Origin of the sequence: Vibrio tapetis subsp. tapetis (assembly GCF_900233005.1) — a bacterium.
Lineage (GTDB): Bacteria > Pseudomonadota > Gammaproteobacteria > Enterobacterales > Vibrionaceae > Vibrio > Vibrio tapetis.
Map to the genome: position 1 here is coordinate 1,859,797 of NZ_LT960611.1, position 12,387 is coordinate 1,872,183.

Annotated in this window: 14 protein-coding genes and 1 pseudogene; 7 read left to right on the plus strand and 8 right to left on the minus strand. The window is 44.6% G+C overall.

The window, feature by feature from the left end:
• Window positions 1-2: 2 nt before the first annotated feature.
• The 8 genes and pseudogenes from VTAP4600_RS08240 to VTAP4600_RS08275 form a co-directional block, all read right to left on the minus strand.
• Entirely contained in the window at window positions 3-878 is an 876-nt protein-coding gene (locus VTAP4600_RS08240; protein ID WP_102523938.1) for a metal ABC transporter permease, read from the minus strand.
• Window positions 878-1,623 (minus strand): annotated as a pseudogene (locus tag VTAP4600_RS08245) (metal ABC transporter ATP-binding protein). Before VTAP4600_RS08245 ends, VTAP4600_RS08240 begins: the two are co-directional and overlap by 1 nt.
• Complete coding sequence (locus VTAP4600_RS08250; RefSeq protein WP_102522360.1) at window positions 1,623-2,537, minus strand: metal ABC transporter solute-binding protein, Zn/Mn family; 915 nt, start codon at window positions 2,535-2,537, stop codon at window positions 1,623-1,625. The pseudogene VTAP4600_RS08245 and the gene VTAP4600_RS08250 overlap by 1 nt, the downstream one beginning before the upstream one ends.
• 26 nt (window positions 2,538-2,563) lie before the next feature.
• Entirely contained in the window at window positions 2,564-3,148 is a 585-nt protein-coding gene (locus tag VTAP4600_RS08255; protein WP_102522361.1) for a DUF6162 family protein, read from the minus strand.
• Window positions 3,145-3,465: a hypothetical protein gene (locus VTAP4600_RS08260; protein ID WP_102522362.1), complete on the minus strand. Its 321-nt coding sequence runs from the start codon at window positions 3,463-3,465 to the stop codon at window positions 3,145-3,147. The genes VTAP4600_RS08255 and VTAP4600_RS08260 overlap by 4 nt, the downstream gene beginning before the upstream one ends.
• A 61-nt stretch (window positions 3,466-3,526) precedes the next feature.
• Window positions 3,527-4,357 (minus strand): DUF4198 domain-containing protein, encoded by an 831-nt coding sequence (locus VTAP4600_RS08265; RefSeq protein WP_102523939.1) that lies wholly within the window; start codon window positions 4,355-4,357, stop codon window positions 3,527-3,529.
• 19 nt (window positions 4,358-4,376) lie between these two features.
• The gene (locus tag VTAP4600_RS08270; protein WP_102522363.1) at window positions 4,377-4,910 is read right to left on the minus strand and encodes a DUF2271 domain-containing protein; all 534 of its coding nucleotides are present in this window, start codon (window positions 4,908-4,910) and stop codon (window positions 4,377-4,379) included.
• A 50-nt stretch (window positions 4,911-4,960) separates the two neighbouring features.
• Window positions 4,961-5,587, minus strand: coding sequence for a PepSY-associated TM helix domain-containing protein (locus tag VTAP4600_RS08275; RefSeq protein ID WP_102522364.1), 627 nt, complete (start codon window positions 5,585-5,587; stop codon window positions 4,961-4,963).
• A 290-nt stretch (window positions 5,588-5,877) separates the two neighbouring features.
• Here VTAP4600_RS08275 and VTAP4600_RS08280 point away from each other — a divergent pair, with 290 nt between their 5' ends.
• The 7 genes from VTAP4600_RS08280 to VTAP4600_RS08310 all read left to right on the plus strand — a co-directional run bounded on the left by VTAP4600_RS08280 (window position 5,878) and on the right by VTAP4600_RS08310 (window position 12,333).
• Complete coding sequence (locus tag VTAP4600_RS08280) at window positions 5,878-6,063, plus strand: hypothetical protein (RefSeq protein WP_102522365.1); 186 nt, start codon at window positions 5,878-5,880, stop codon at window positions 6,061-6,063.
• A gap of 492 nt (window positions 6,064-6,555) precedes the next feature.
• On the plus strand, window positions 6,556-7,743 hold the full coding sequence (gene proV / locus VTAP4600_RS08285; RefSeq protein ID WP_102522366.1) for a glycine betaine/L-proline ABC transporter ATP-binding protein ProV: 1,188 nt from the start codon (window positions 6,556-6,558) through the stop codon (window positions 7,741-7,743).
• Window positions 7,744-7,746: 3 nt separating this feature from the next.
• Complete coding sequence (gene proW / locus VTAP4600_RS08290) at window positions 7,747-8,829, plus strand: glycine betaine/L-proline ABC transporter permease ProW (protein WP_102522367.1); 1,083 nt, start codon at window positions 7,747-7,749, stop codon at window positions 8,827-8,829.
• 1 nt (window position 8,830) lies between these two features.
• A complete protein-coding gene (gene proX / locus VTAP4600_RS08295) occupies window positions 8,831-9,838 on the plus strand; it encodes a glycine betaine/L-proline ABC transporter substrate-binding protein ProX (protein WP_102522368.1) in 1,008 nt (335 codons plus the stop codon).
• 331 nt (window positions 9,839-10,169) lie between these two features.
• A complete protein-coding gene (locus VTAP4600_RS08300; RefSeq protein ID WP_102522369.1) occupies window positions 10,170-10,601 on the plus strand; it encodes a hemerythrin domain-containing protein in 432 nt (143 codons plus the stop codon).
• Window positions 10,602-10,639: 38 nt separating this feature from the next.
• Complete coding sequence (locus tag VTAP4600_RS08305) at window positions 10,640-11,008, plus strand: DUF2249 domain-containing protein (RefSeq protein WP_102522370.1); 369 nt, start codon at window positions 10,640-10,642, stop codon at window positions 11,006-11,008.
• Window positions 11,009-11,013: 5 nt separating this feature from the next.
• On the plus strand, window positions 11,014-12,333 hold the full coding sequence (locus VTAP4600_RS08310; RefSeq protein WP_145958562.1) for a hypothetical protein: 1,320 nt from the start codon (window positions 11,014-11,016) through the stop codon (window positions 12,331-12,333).
• Window positions 12,334-12,387 lie beyond the last annotated feature (54 nt).

The window sequence follows — 12,387 nt, forward strand, 5'->3', positions numbered from 1 at the left end:
AATTACCCTTTACGAATCATGCGATAACAGGTCGCAGTTAAAAAGAAAATGGCCGCAACTATGATGATGGCAGCACCTGAAGGAACCGGCAGTTTCAGCTCCATTGGCAACAATGTGCCAATCAAACAACTCACCGTAGCTAACACGCCAGATAGCACAACAAACCGCCCCATACTTTGGGTCAGTAGCCGCGCTGTTGCGCCAGGGATCAACAGTAAAGCACCCACTAATACTGCCCCTATAATTTTTACTGATGCTATCGTTACCAAGGTCACCATCATGACAAATAGATAGTCATAAAATGTGGTGGCGTAGCCTCTTACCTTTGCTATGTCGGGACTGATACAGGTTAACAATATGCGATTAAAGGTTGGGATCAGGACAAGAATGATCGCTAAACAACTTAACGCTAACAAAGCCAAATCATTGTCCGTTACCGTAAGGATTGAGCCAAATAGCACGTTTTCTAGCAGGTGAATGTTTATCTTACGAGCCACGTACATTAACAAGGCGGCACCGACGGCAAGCGCTAGGGCCAAAAACACGCCAACGAGCGTATCGTAAGGCACGTTAGTTCGGTTTCTCACAAAATGCAGTAATATGGCGAAAACCATACAAAAGCTGAACAACCCGATGATTGGATTATCCGGCGTTTCGCCTAACAACACACCCAGTGCAATCCCGGTTAATGCCGCATGGCCAACCGCTTCAGAGAAAAACGCCAAACGCTTCGCAATCACCAATGTGCCAAGGCCACCTAATAAAGGCCCTACCATCAAAGCGGCAACAAGCGCGTTGACCAAAAAAGCATACGAAAAGCTTTCACTCAACCAGCCAGCTTCCACTCCTGCCATCGCCCACTGGCGAATCATATCCATCATGATGCCACCTTCTGTTTTGTCTCTTGAGTTGCGCTCATCGGAGAAGTTGAATAATGATTAAACAAGCGTTCAATCTTATCCGGTGTTAGAACGTCTTGAACGCTGCCACTGTCAACCATATGGCGATTTACTACGTGCACCGTGCCATTCAAGCGACGCACTGCACTCACATCATGGTGTACGGCCAAAATGGTTCGGTTTTCCGCAACTAATTCGGTGATTAAAGACTCAAGGTAGCGTACGCCTTGCTCATCCATACCGGTTGTCGGTTCATCTAATACCAAGAGTTCAGGGTTATCCAATAACGCTTGAGCAAACAGCACTCTTTGCTGCTCACCTCCCGACAACTGCCCCATACGACGGCTACAGCGGCTACTCATTCCCACACGGGATAATTGCGCAAGCGCTCGTTGTTTTGCTTTCTCACTCTGACGCCAAAACAATGGCGATGTGTTTTGGTTTAACAGAATAAAATCCATCACAGTCAACGGCAGGCTGGCTTCAAACATGGCTTTTTGAGGAACATAACCCAATCGCCCTTTTTTTCAGGCCATTGAATATTGATGTCACCCGTAAATGGCGTTAAACCTAAAATCGATCTTAACAACGACGTTTTTCCACCACCATTTGGCCCCATCACGATGTGGCATTTTCCCGCCTCAAATTGGTGATCGATGCTTTCCAATATGGTGTTGTCTCCATATTTCAACGCAACCTGCTTTAACTCGATACTCGGGCCCATTACTCGCCTGCCTTTTTGGCTGCAGCAAACTTCATCGACTCAACTAAAGTCGCCAGATTAGCGGCGGTTTCTACTTCGACTTTTCCATCTTGGTATGATCCGTGGGTCATATGGGAGAATCGATAAAGCTGAACGCCCGTTGCTTGCTCTATGGTGTCGACATAACGGTTCGGCATATTCAATTCGTAAAACAAAATATCAATTCCAGATTTACGAATTTTTTCAATGGTTTCTTGTAGCTGACTCGCACTTGGTTCAACACCGTGAGCAGGCTCTATAACCGTTGCTACGTCTACGCCAAATTCTTGCAGTAAATAGCCATAGGCATTATGTGTCGTCGCTACTTTCATTCCTGAAGTATCTAAGTCACCCAGTGCCATCATCGCTTCGTGTTTCATTTTTCGGAAAATTGTGGCGTATTTTCGAGCATTGGCACGATAGAACTTCGCGTTATCAGGGTCAACTTTGCCAAGCTCGCTCGCAATCGTGTACACCTTCTGAATAGTGGTCGATAAACCAACAAAAGTATGAGGGTTCACCGCACCATTACCAACAGATTGACCAATAGCCGGCAGTAGAGGCACATCTTTATTTGCTTTAATCACGGTCAGCTCATTCTTACCAGCTGCCGCTATCACTTTCATGGCAAAATCATCATGGCCAATGCCATTAACGACGATAATATCCATCTCTCGTAAGCGACGTAGATCATTTGGCTGAGGTTGATAATTATGTGCATTAAAGCCTGCATCAACCAACGGAAGAACCGTCATTTTGTCGCCAACAATCGCCTTCACATAGCTGTAATAAGGTTGAAGAGTGATGCCCACAACGGGCTTTTCTTTTGCAAAAGCAGAAAAGGGAGAGAATGTGATCAAGCAAAATGAGAGAAGCGTTAAAATTATTTTTTTCATATTATTATCACTGATGAGTGGCAGAATTAATGCGTATCGTTGGCACTATGACGAGTATTAAAGGCAATGTTGACCCAACCGGATTCGATCAACTGAGCTTGAGTTAATTCGATTTCCTTTTTAGCAAAAGGCTTGGCGTGATTATGTAAATCTAACCATAACTCAGGCTGCTGATGTTGAGAGATCAGCACCATAGACTTCGCACCGTCCGTAGACTGATGTATTCCTTGGTATGCACCAGGAGCAATACGCTTCCACTGGTGTTTCCCTTGAAATTGCCAACTCTTATCCTCAATGAATGGCGCAACCCACAGTTCTTTTAACTCTGTAATGGATGCCCAGAGGTCACTTTCACGTTCAGGGTTTTCAGATCGTTCGTCATGTAATTGTCTGATTTCTTCATGGGCAAGACGCAGATCAGCGATCAACCCTAGAGAGTTTTGTTCGATGTCTTCTAACGCAATTTGATGTTTCGCGACAGCAGGAGTGGAGGATTCTGTATGATTCAAGGACAACAGCAATGCAGCACAAAGTAAAATACAGCTGACAGACAAAGCTACCCATTTCCCTTCACGGCCACCGTTATCTGGGGTCACACGCTCAATGATCATTTTTGTTTGATCTCAACAACATCGACTTCAACAGGGCTTTCATGACCCGCGTCAAATACAATGTAAAAATCGCCTTGAGGTTGGCTAAAAGTCACTTGAGACGCTTTATTCGTTTGCGCTTTATCAACTAGGTTATCGTCATAATCATAGAGATTAATCGTGTAGTCAACCGCTTTGCTGGCATCGCTATACCCAGCTTCACACACCACATTTTTAGAGGCATCAAACCAGCAATTCATCAATGGAAAGTGCGCGTGAGCTTGCATGGAAAAAAACAGAGTTACAGCTAAAAAAGGGCGTATTATTTTATTTGTCATAACAACCTCGACAACCAAAGAAACCCACGACTGACAACCAGCCGTGGGAAAAACACAAAAATTATTGCAGAACCGCTTCAAACGTTAAGTGAACATTAACACTACTAACGTCCGCCAGTGGGTTACCTACAAGCTCACCTTTATGGTTTGCTCGTAATAAATAACGGCCAGCGATTTCAGGGGTAAACTTAATGACACCGTCTTTGTCACTCACAAGATCAAGCTGATCTTGCTGGTTACGATACAAAGTCCCTTCGCGAGTCACATCTACCGTGACTCCTTGTTGAGGCTTGCCATTGTAGTAAAATTGGAATTCAACTGGCTCACCTTCAACAATATCGGCAGGGTGCGTAAGTGGCTTAAGTTCAAGTAGCTTACCTTCGATTTCAAGGGCACTTTGAGTCGGTTTACCGACGGTAATGTAAGACTCTGCGCGGGTGAAGCTTAGCTGAGTGATCACATCACGCGACTTCTCAGGTAAATCAACTGCGCGTTCTGCTTTGTTTGCGCGTAGCCATTTAACCGTATCACGGCGGCCCGCTTTGTATTTAGTCCAGTAACTTGGTGTGCCATTTACTGCCACTTTGTGAGTGCCTTGCTCGGTAAATTCAAAATCAAAATTTGAACGACGTTTACCTCGAATCACGAAATTAGGGCGCTCTTTGCGGCCATCTGGCATCAAAATTTGTGCTGATTCGCTACCGGCTGGTTTATCAAACACAAATGCACCATGGGATGCAGTCACGTCAAAAGTTAACCAATCGCCACCCTCTTTAGATACAGTAAAGTGAGAAGGTAGAATCCAACGCGGGTGTGCACTAGCCGATACAGACACCGCTAAGCCAGCAACTGCTGCGCATGTCAAAGCGACAGCTTTCAATTTACTATTCATGATTGTCATTGTTAATTCCCTATTTAATTTTGGCGCTACTGACTTTGTAGCTAAGCGTCACCACACCAGTTTCGGCAGTTGGCTCAATTGTTTTGCTAAATCCTTTTTGACCTAGCTGAATTTTTTGTCGTAATAAATTTCGGCCGCCATGTTCTCGCACAACTTCGGCATAGAAGGTGTAATTGCCCTCTTCTACACGGTTGCCTTTTTCATCGGTGCCATCCCAGACGAAACGGTAATCACCGGCAGGTCTGGTTGCGGAAGTTACGCCATCCACTAGCGCTTTGTCGTACCGGCCAACCTTTCTCCACCAGCTACGCAAGTCTTTTAGCCATTCATCTTTACCTACCCACAACTCTAAAGTGCGCACCGGTTGTCTTTTGCTGTCTTCAATCCAAACAGCAACATAAGGACGGGCGTACATTGAGGTTTCAATCGTTGGTAGTGAAAACTCAACGTCTAACTGTGCATTTGAAGGTAACGCTTCCGCGTTTATTGAAGCCGCGCTTAATGCAGAAAGAGCGAACACTGCCGATTTTGTCCATAATTTCATGTTTGTTTCCTAATTCTTCCGTTTTCAATAGAGCACTCGTCACGCCAGATCTAAGGCACCGCGAATATAATCAAAGCTAGGGAAATACTGCTTCCCAAGGCGAACCACTTTAATGACGTCGCTAACGTGCGTTTTTTGGGAATAAGTAAACACACACCCGTCAATACAAACACAACCATTAGCGCCGCGGTTATATCAATAAACCATCGCCATATTTCACCACTGTTGCGCCCTTTATGCAGATCGTTCAACATGGCAATCAAACCATAATTCGTGGTTTCTACTTCTGCGGTCATCGACTCCATATCGATAAACACGGCGGCGTTATAACCGGGGCCTTTATAATCCACCGCGATTTCTCCCGCGACCAATTCACCGTCTTCAATCTCAGTAAACACACTCAATGCGGAAGCTTGTCCTGAGAGATCGGCTTCTTTTCTGAGGTATTCAACCAAAGGGGCTTCGTTAGGCACGTATTGACCCGCTTGAGAATGAAAAAGCTCGCTAGGAATAGATAACGTTATGGTTTGTAGGTCAGGTGTGTTTTTTACATACAGGTGAGGTCTATTGAGGGTAATTCCAGTGACCGCAAAAAACAGCACCACCAACAATAACGCCATGGAAATATAGACATGCAGTCGGCGAGACCACAGCTGGACAGATTTGTTTTTGAGCATGGATACGACAATGAACAATGTATTTTAATGGCACAAATTGTAAGTGATAATGGTTTTCATTGGCATTCAATTTACAATATTTACAAACGCTCAGGTTGGATCTCGACTCCATTAAAATAGCTCAAAGACATGATGCTACATTCAGAAAATACTTTTTTAACACGGCGATACCCTGTGAATTACAAGGCACTTACAAACGATAAAAAAGTATAAAATACAGTAACTAAAGGGCTGGTCTCTCACAATGAAAGTGGTAGCATGTTGAAATGTGTTTTATAAGGATGAGAGAAATGGTCACTACCACTTCAACGCGTTTTAAAGTCAAAGTAAATACCAGCAAAGGAAGCTCTTACTGGACACTAAGTGGCTCGACCACTATTTTTGAAAACGCCGCTATTTTCACAATGGACACAATGCCTGACTTCTTCCGACAATCGCTTGAGCAAGACTTCATCGAGCTACTCCCTATCGAGTAATGTCTGGGCCGAACAATGTCCTCTCGCCAATAAACGGTATGAACTTCTAAAGCAGGTTTGTATCGCAATCAGAATAAAAGTCATTTTCTTCAAACAAGTGGCTTTTTTATCCCCTCCCCGCTGAAACATAGGCTCTCCTTTTTAGCCCCTTTCACTAGCAGCACCTTTTACGACGTTAGCCTCATCACGAGTTAAATCAGGAAGGTAAAAACATTCGGACACAAAGCATTATTTATAAAACAACCATAAAAATGCATCGTCATGTAAATATAAACCACACTCCGACGCATTAACAAGACAACCTCCCGATGCTCGAAATCAATCAAAAAATGTCGAAAACATACCAATAAACCCATTTATTGCCTAACTGGTAAGAATAAATTCATATTCATTCTTACCAGTACAAATTATATGAACCTTGATAATTAGTGCTCAATTATTTAGAGTACTAATCATTATTGAATTAGACAAAGCCCTATAAGGACTAAAAACATGGCCCCCATACTGGAAGTTAAGGGACTGTACAAGGTGTTTGGAGAAGACACTGATCGCGCATTTACCATGATTGAACAAGGCGCAGACAAAGACAAAGTGTTTGACCAGACAGGCCTAACAATCGGTGTTAATGATGTTTCTCTCAGCATCAAAGAAGGCGAAATCTTCGTCATAATGGGGTTATCAGGCTCAGGCAAGTCAACTTTAGTTCGCCTACTCAATCGTCTTATAGAGCCAACCAAAGGCAACGTGCTTCTCCGTGGCAAAGATATCGCTCACATCTCAGAACAAGAGTTACGTCAGGTTCGCCGCAACAACATCTCTATGGTATTTCAAAACTTTGCTCTCATGCCGCACATGACGGTCATCGAGAATGCAACCTTTGGCCTAGAGCTGGCTGGTGTAGAAGTAGAGGAGCGCAAATCAAGTGCTCTTAGTGCATTAGAGAGAGTCGGGTTAAGCACCTATTCCGAGTCTTATCCTGATGAGTTATCTGGTGGTATGAAACAACGTGTTGGCCTTGCCCGTGCATTAGCTTGCGATCCAGATATCCTATTAATGGACGAAGCCTTTTCAGCCCTTGATCCTCTGATCAGAACTGAAATGCAAGATGAGCTCATACGCCTACAAAATGACGACAAACGCACCATCGTCTTTATTTCCCACGATCTCGACGAAGCCATGAGAATAGGCGATCGCATCGCCATCATGCAAAACGGTGAAGTGGTTCAAGTTGGCACCCCTGACGATATTTTAAGTAACCCTGCAAATGATTACGTTGAAGCCTTCTTTCGAGGAGTCAATGTCGCCAATGTTCTCACCGCAAAAGACATTGCCCGTAAAAAACCAGCCGCCGTATTTAAGAAATCAGAACATGACGGCCCGGCATCCGCCTTACAAATCTTGATGGACAACGATCGGGAATACGGCATCGTGGTAGAAAAAACCAGTCGTTATTCGGGCATCGTTTCTATGGATTCATTACGCCAAGCCCACAAAGACGGATTGTCTCTTGCTAGTGCCGAGCTTAGTAAAGGTTTAACAATCAAGCCAAACCAACCCATCAACGACATATTAGGTGATGTCGCTAGCGTGCCCTACTCCGTTCCCGTTGTGGACGAAGATGGCAATTATTTTGGTGTTGTGACCAAATCACGACTGCTTCAAACGCTAGACAAGGGATAGACAATGTCATCAGAACAAACCAATAATGATCCATGGTCACAACCAGCGGCTGAACAAAGTGACCCATGGGGTCAATCAACAGAGACGCCCGCTTCAGCAGACTGGCTCAATAGCGAAGTCGTTGAAACCAAACCGTTCGATATCATGAATCCGTTTGAAGAAGCCATATTACCCGTCGATACTTGGGTCGAATCCGGATTAAATTGGCTGGTTGAACATGGCCGTCCTGTATTCCAAGCCATTCGAGTGCCGATAGACTTCATCCTCACCACCTTCGAAACCGCTCTGGTCTCTACGCCGTCACCCTTCATGCTGCTAATTTTATTTATGCTAGCGTGGCAATTTTCTAATCTCCGCCTCGGTTTTGCGACCGCCGCGTCACTGATATTTATTGGCTTAATTGGCGCTTGGTCTCAAGCGATGGTCACCCTCTCTTTAGTCATGACATCGGTGTTCTTTTGCTTACTGATAGGGCTCCCACTCGGTATTTGGCTTGCACGAAGTAACACCGCAGCCAAATTTATCCGCCCCATCCTTGATGCTATGCAAACCACCCCGGCATTTGTCTATTTAGTCCCTATCGTCATGCTATTCGGTATTGGTAACGTACCTGGTGTCGTGGTAACCATCATTTTTGCCCTACCTCCCGTTGTTCGCCTAACCATACTTGGTATCCAACAAGTTCCTGAAGAGCTTATCGAAGCCGGCCATTCGTTTGGTGCCAGCCGAAAACAGATGCTCTATCGCATTCAATTGCCCCTCGCGCTACCGACTATTATGGCGGGTGTGAACCAAACATTAATGCTGTCACTTTCTATGGTTGTCATCGCGTCAATGATTGCGGTAGGCGGCTTAGGTCAAATGGTCTTACGCGGTATTGGCCGACTGGATATGGGCCTTGCTGCTGTCGGCGGGTTAGGCATTGTGATTCTTGCCATCCTGTTAGATCGAATTACTCAAGTATTAGGCATTAACGCAGGTAACACGAAACTACGCTGGTACCACACGGGGCCAGTATCGATTTTACTCACCATTTTTGCAAAGAACAAAAGACAACCCAACATCACCAAAATTACGGAGAAATAAAATGAATCATTCATGGAAGAGAATCTTAACCACCAGCGCCGTTTCCTGCTTGGCAATGTCGTCTAACGTTTGGGCAGAGAAGTTACCCGGTGAAGGCGTCAAAGTTCAACCTGTTCAATCGACAGTGGCAGAAGAAACGTTCCAAACGCTGATCGTCAATCGCGCATTGGAAGCTCTGGGTTATGACGTTCAACCAACCAAAGAGGTTGATTACAACGTGGGGTATACGTCGATAGCAAAAGGTGATGCTACTTTCCTTGCCGTTGGTTGGTTCCCTCTACATGCAGACAAATACACCATGTCTGGCGGTGACGACAAGTTTTACCGTCAAGGCCAATACGTTAGCGGCGCCGCTCAAGGCTACCTCATCGATAAAAAAACTGCCGACAAATACGGCATCACCAATATCGGCCAACTAAACGATCCTAAAATTGCAAAACTTTTTGATGCCGATGGTGATGGAAAAGCAGACCTGACTGGCTGTAACCCAGGCTGGGGCTGTGAATTAGTCATTGAAGAACAATTATCCGCCTATAAATTGCGCGACACTGTTGCTCACAACCAAGGTAACTACGCCGCTATCATTGCTGATACCATTTCCCGCTATAAGAATGGCGAGTCGATCCTTTATTATACTTGGACCCCATACTGGGTAAGTGGTGTTCTGGTTCCTAACGAAGATGTGGTTTGGCTTGAAGTGCCGTTTTCTGCTCTACCCGGTGAGCGTAAAAACGTAGATACCACGTTATCTAACGGTAAAAACTACGGTTTTGAAATGAACTCGATGCGAATCATCGCAAACAAGGCCTTTGCTGAGCAAAATCCTTCAGCAGCAAAACTGTTCGAAATCATCAAGCTAAACATCAATGATGTCAGCGCACAGAATATGATGATGAGCAAAGGTAAAAACAGCTCTTCGGATATTGAATCTCACGTAAACGGATGGATAAAAGCAAACCAAAACTTATTCAACTCTTGGGTTTCTGAGGCGAAAAAAGCAGCGCTTTAGTTCTTTTTAGAGGCGTTCCTTTTTAGAGGCGTTCCTTTTTAGAGGCGTTCCTTTTTAGACAATTCTTCATAGGCTAGTAGCCCCTCTACTGGCCTTTATTTTTATACAAGACCAAATCAATTCCTGTTCATTTTTACTCGTAGAAAGCAAATATCTAAACAACATTGAAATACAATTAAATAGATATTTAATATTGGTGTAACCCTAATAATTTTACTGATAAATAATGATGTAAATCAAACCAAGGTGGAACTACCCCTTTATTGGCATAGTCTTGTCTTATTCCGACCGATATTATGATGGTAACGACATCTGTAATGAGGAATCCATCATGGCAACAATTCAAGGCTTCATGACTCAGCACCATAAAACATGCGACGACCTTCTGGTAGAAGCTGAAGCCATGTTAGCGAACAAAGACTGGCCCGCCTTTGCGACACAATGGGCTCAGTTTGAAAAAGAGACCCTTCATCACTTTGATCTTGAAGAACAAATCTTGTTTCCAGCCTTTGAAGAACAAACAGGAATGACGGCAGGCCCTACGATGGTGATGCGACAAGAGCATGCTCAAGTTAAAGCAATGATGCAACAAATGGCGGCCGCCATTGAGCAACAAGACATTGAGCGTGCAATGGGCAGCAGTGAAAGCATCATGATTTTCATTCAGCAACACAACATGAAAGAAGAACAAATTCTCTACCCAATGACAGATAGCCACCTTAATAACAGTGCAGAGATCGTTGATAAGATGAAAGCTCAATAAGTCATTTCGTTATCGATAAAACACACGATGAGGCCGGAATGGATTTACAGCAGGTAACATCATTAGATGTCAGTGAATTGGAGCCACCACAGCCAATGCAACTGATCACGGCCGCTCTACAGAAGCTGGCGATTGGCGAAGTAGTGTCGGTTAAGCACCGACGCATCCCCTTTCCGTTATTCGACATGCTTGCCGGACGTTTTGACTATTTTTGTGATGAGATCACCTCATCTCATTATCAGATTTACTTTTGGCAACTTAAAGACAGCAAAGCCAAAGCCTTGGCTGAACACTTGTCTCTTAACTCGCGATCGAAAGACCAACGAGATCTTGAGAAACTAGATCTTGAAAAACTGGCACTTAAAAAACTAGGCAATCACAAATCCAGCAGCGAGCATGACAAGTAATGAGAATGACCGGCCTTAACTTTGACGCCATTCCTGCGATTTCATCCCCTATTCGGTTTTACCTAACCGCACCTGTCTTTGCATTATTGGCAGCCATGTTAATTGCGCTGCACGGCGAAACCCTTTGGCTCAGCCGTTGGATGCCAGCCACTCTTGCCATCACTCACCTCATTGCTCTGGGCGTGATGGCAATGGTCATGATTGGATCACTCTTTCAAGTAATGCCCGTCTTATGTGGCGCCGCCATTCCGATTACTGGCTGGACGCTTCATCTGTTCCACGCGACCTTCGCCAGCGGCGTTCTGGCTTTAGCGGCCGCCTTTCTCGGTTGGCTGAGTTTTCTGCTCCCTTTTGTGTTGCTCGGGCTCAGCCTTGGCTACTTCACCCTGACACTGGCTTGGTTATTGATCACACAAGCAAAAGGTGAGCAAACCCGTATGCCAATTATGCTGGCCATTGTGGCATTAATCCTTATCGGCCTAACTTTACTCAGTGGCTATCTTTGGGACTTCATGCCAGTTACAGGGAAAGTACTGACGAATTTGCATGCAGGCTTTGGTAGCTTTGGCTGGGTGATGCTGCTGGTAATGGCGGTAAGTTTCCAAGTTATTCCAATGTTTCACGTTACCCCTAGTTTTAGTAAAAGATGGCGAAATGCTTTAATAGCCATGCTTACGATGGGGTTAATTTGCGCAAGCATCGGAACATTAAGTGAAGCATTCGAGGTTACTCTCTCTGGCGGATGGTTACTGTGTATTGCTGCCACTTTTCTGTATTGCATCATCACCCTAGAGCGTTTGACTAAACGTAAACTACCCGATGTAGTCATTAATTATTGGCAAATAGGCTTATCAAATTTAATGTTGGCTTGCGTGTTGCTACTGTGGCTAGTACTGCCAATTAGTAGACCTGAATGGGCAATATTATGGCAAACCAAACTAGAAGTACTATTAGGCTTCCTATTCGGTTTTGGCTTTGTGTTGGCTATCATTCAAGGCATGCTACTTAAAATCGTTCCTTTCCTGATTTCACTGCACTTACAAAGACTCATGATGAAAAACCCAATGGCGATGATCCCATTACCCGATCACTATCAACTGATCAGCAGGGTTCGCATGAAGCGGCAATTCTATTGTTATCTCGCGCTACTAGGAGCGCTGTGGTTGGCTTTTTTACTGCCTGTTGCCACTCCTCTCATAGCCGTTTTCCTAGCGACTAATTGGCTTGCAATCGCGTATAACCTCTGTGGCGCTATCGCGCAGTTTCGGGTGCATAGAGATAAGTTGCTAAGTGTACTTGTTATCCCAAAATCGAACTCTTGTTAGTATAAACTACTGTGAATAGTAGCGACCAAAGCAGCTACTATTCACAAACTAATG

Excerpts from the sequence above, each read along its gene's own strand:
- VTAP4600_RS08300 (WP_102522369.1), top strand. The coding sequence starts at position 10,170 with ATGGCAACAATTCAAGGCTTCATGACTCAGCACCATAAAACATGCGAC.
- VTAP4600_RS08265 (WP_102523939.1), bottom strand. The coding sequence starts at position 4,357 with ATGAATAGTAAATTGAAAGCTGTCGCTTTGACATGCGCAGCAGTTGCT.
- proX (WP_102522368.1), top strand. The coding sequence starts at position 8,831 with ATGAATCATTCATGGAAGAGAATCTTAACCACCAGCGCCGTTTCCTGC.
- VTAP4600_RS08270 (WP_102522363.1), bottom strand. The coding sequence starts at position 4,910 with ATGAAATTATGGACAAAATCGGCAGTGTTCGCTCTTTCTGCATTAAGC.
- proV (WP_102522366.1), top strand. The coding sequence starts at position 6,556 with ATGGCCCCCATACTGGAAGTTAAGGGACTGTACAAGGTGTTTGGAGAA.
- proW (WP_102522367.1), top strand. The coding sequence starts at position 7,747 with ATGTCATCAGAACAAACCAATAATGATCCATGGTCACAACCAGCGGCT.
- VTAP4600_RS08305 (WP_102522370.1), top strand. The coding sequence starts at position 10,640 with ATGGATTTACAGCAGGTAACATCATTAGATGTCAGTGAATTGGAGCCA.
- VTAP4600_RS08310 (WP_145958562.1), top strand. The coding sequence starts at position 11,014 with ATGACCGGCCTTAACTTTGACGCCATTCCTGCGATTTCATCCCCTATT.
- VTAP4600_RS08255 (WP_102522361.1), bottom strand. The coding sequence starts at position 3,148 with ATGATCATTGAGCGTGTGACCCCAGATAACGGTGGCCGTGAAGGGAAA.
- VTAP4600_RS08250 (WP_102522360.1), bottom strand. The coding sequence starts at position 2,537 with ATGAAAAAAATAATTTTAACGCTTCTCTCATTTTGCTTGATCACATTC.
- VTAP4600_RS08280 (WP_102522365.1), top strand. The coding sequence starts at position 5,878 with ATGGTCACTACCACTTCAACGCGTTTTAAAGTCAAAGTAAATACCAGC.
- VTAP4600_RS08240 (WP_102523938.1), bottom strand. The coding sequence starts at position 878 with ATGGATATGATTCGCCAGTGGGCGATGGCAGGAGTGGAAGCTGGCTGG.
- VTAP4600_RS08275 (WP_102522364.1), bottom strand. The coding sequence starts at position 5,587 with ATGCTCAAAAACAAATCTGTCCAGCTGTGGTCTCGCCGACTGCATGTC.
- VTAP4600_RS08260 (WP_102522362.1), bottom strand. The coding sequence starts at position 3,465 with ATGACAAATAAAATAATACGCCCTTTTTTAGCTGTAACTCTGTTTTTT.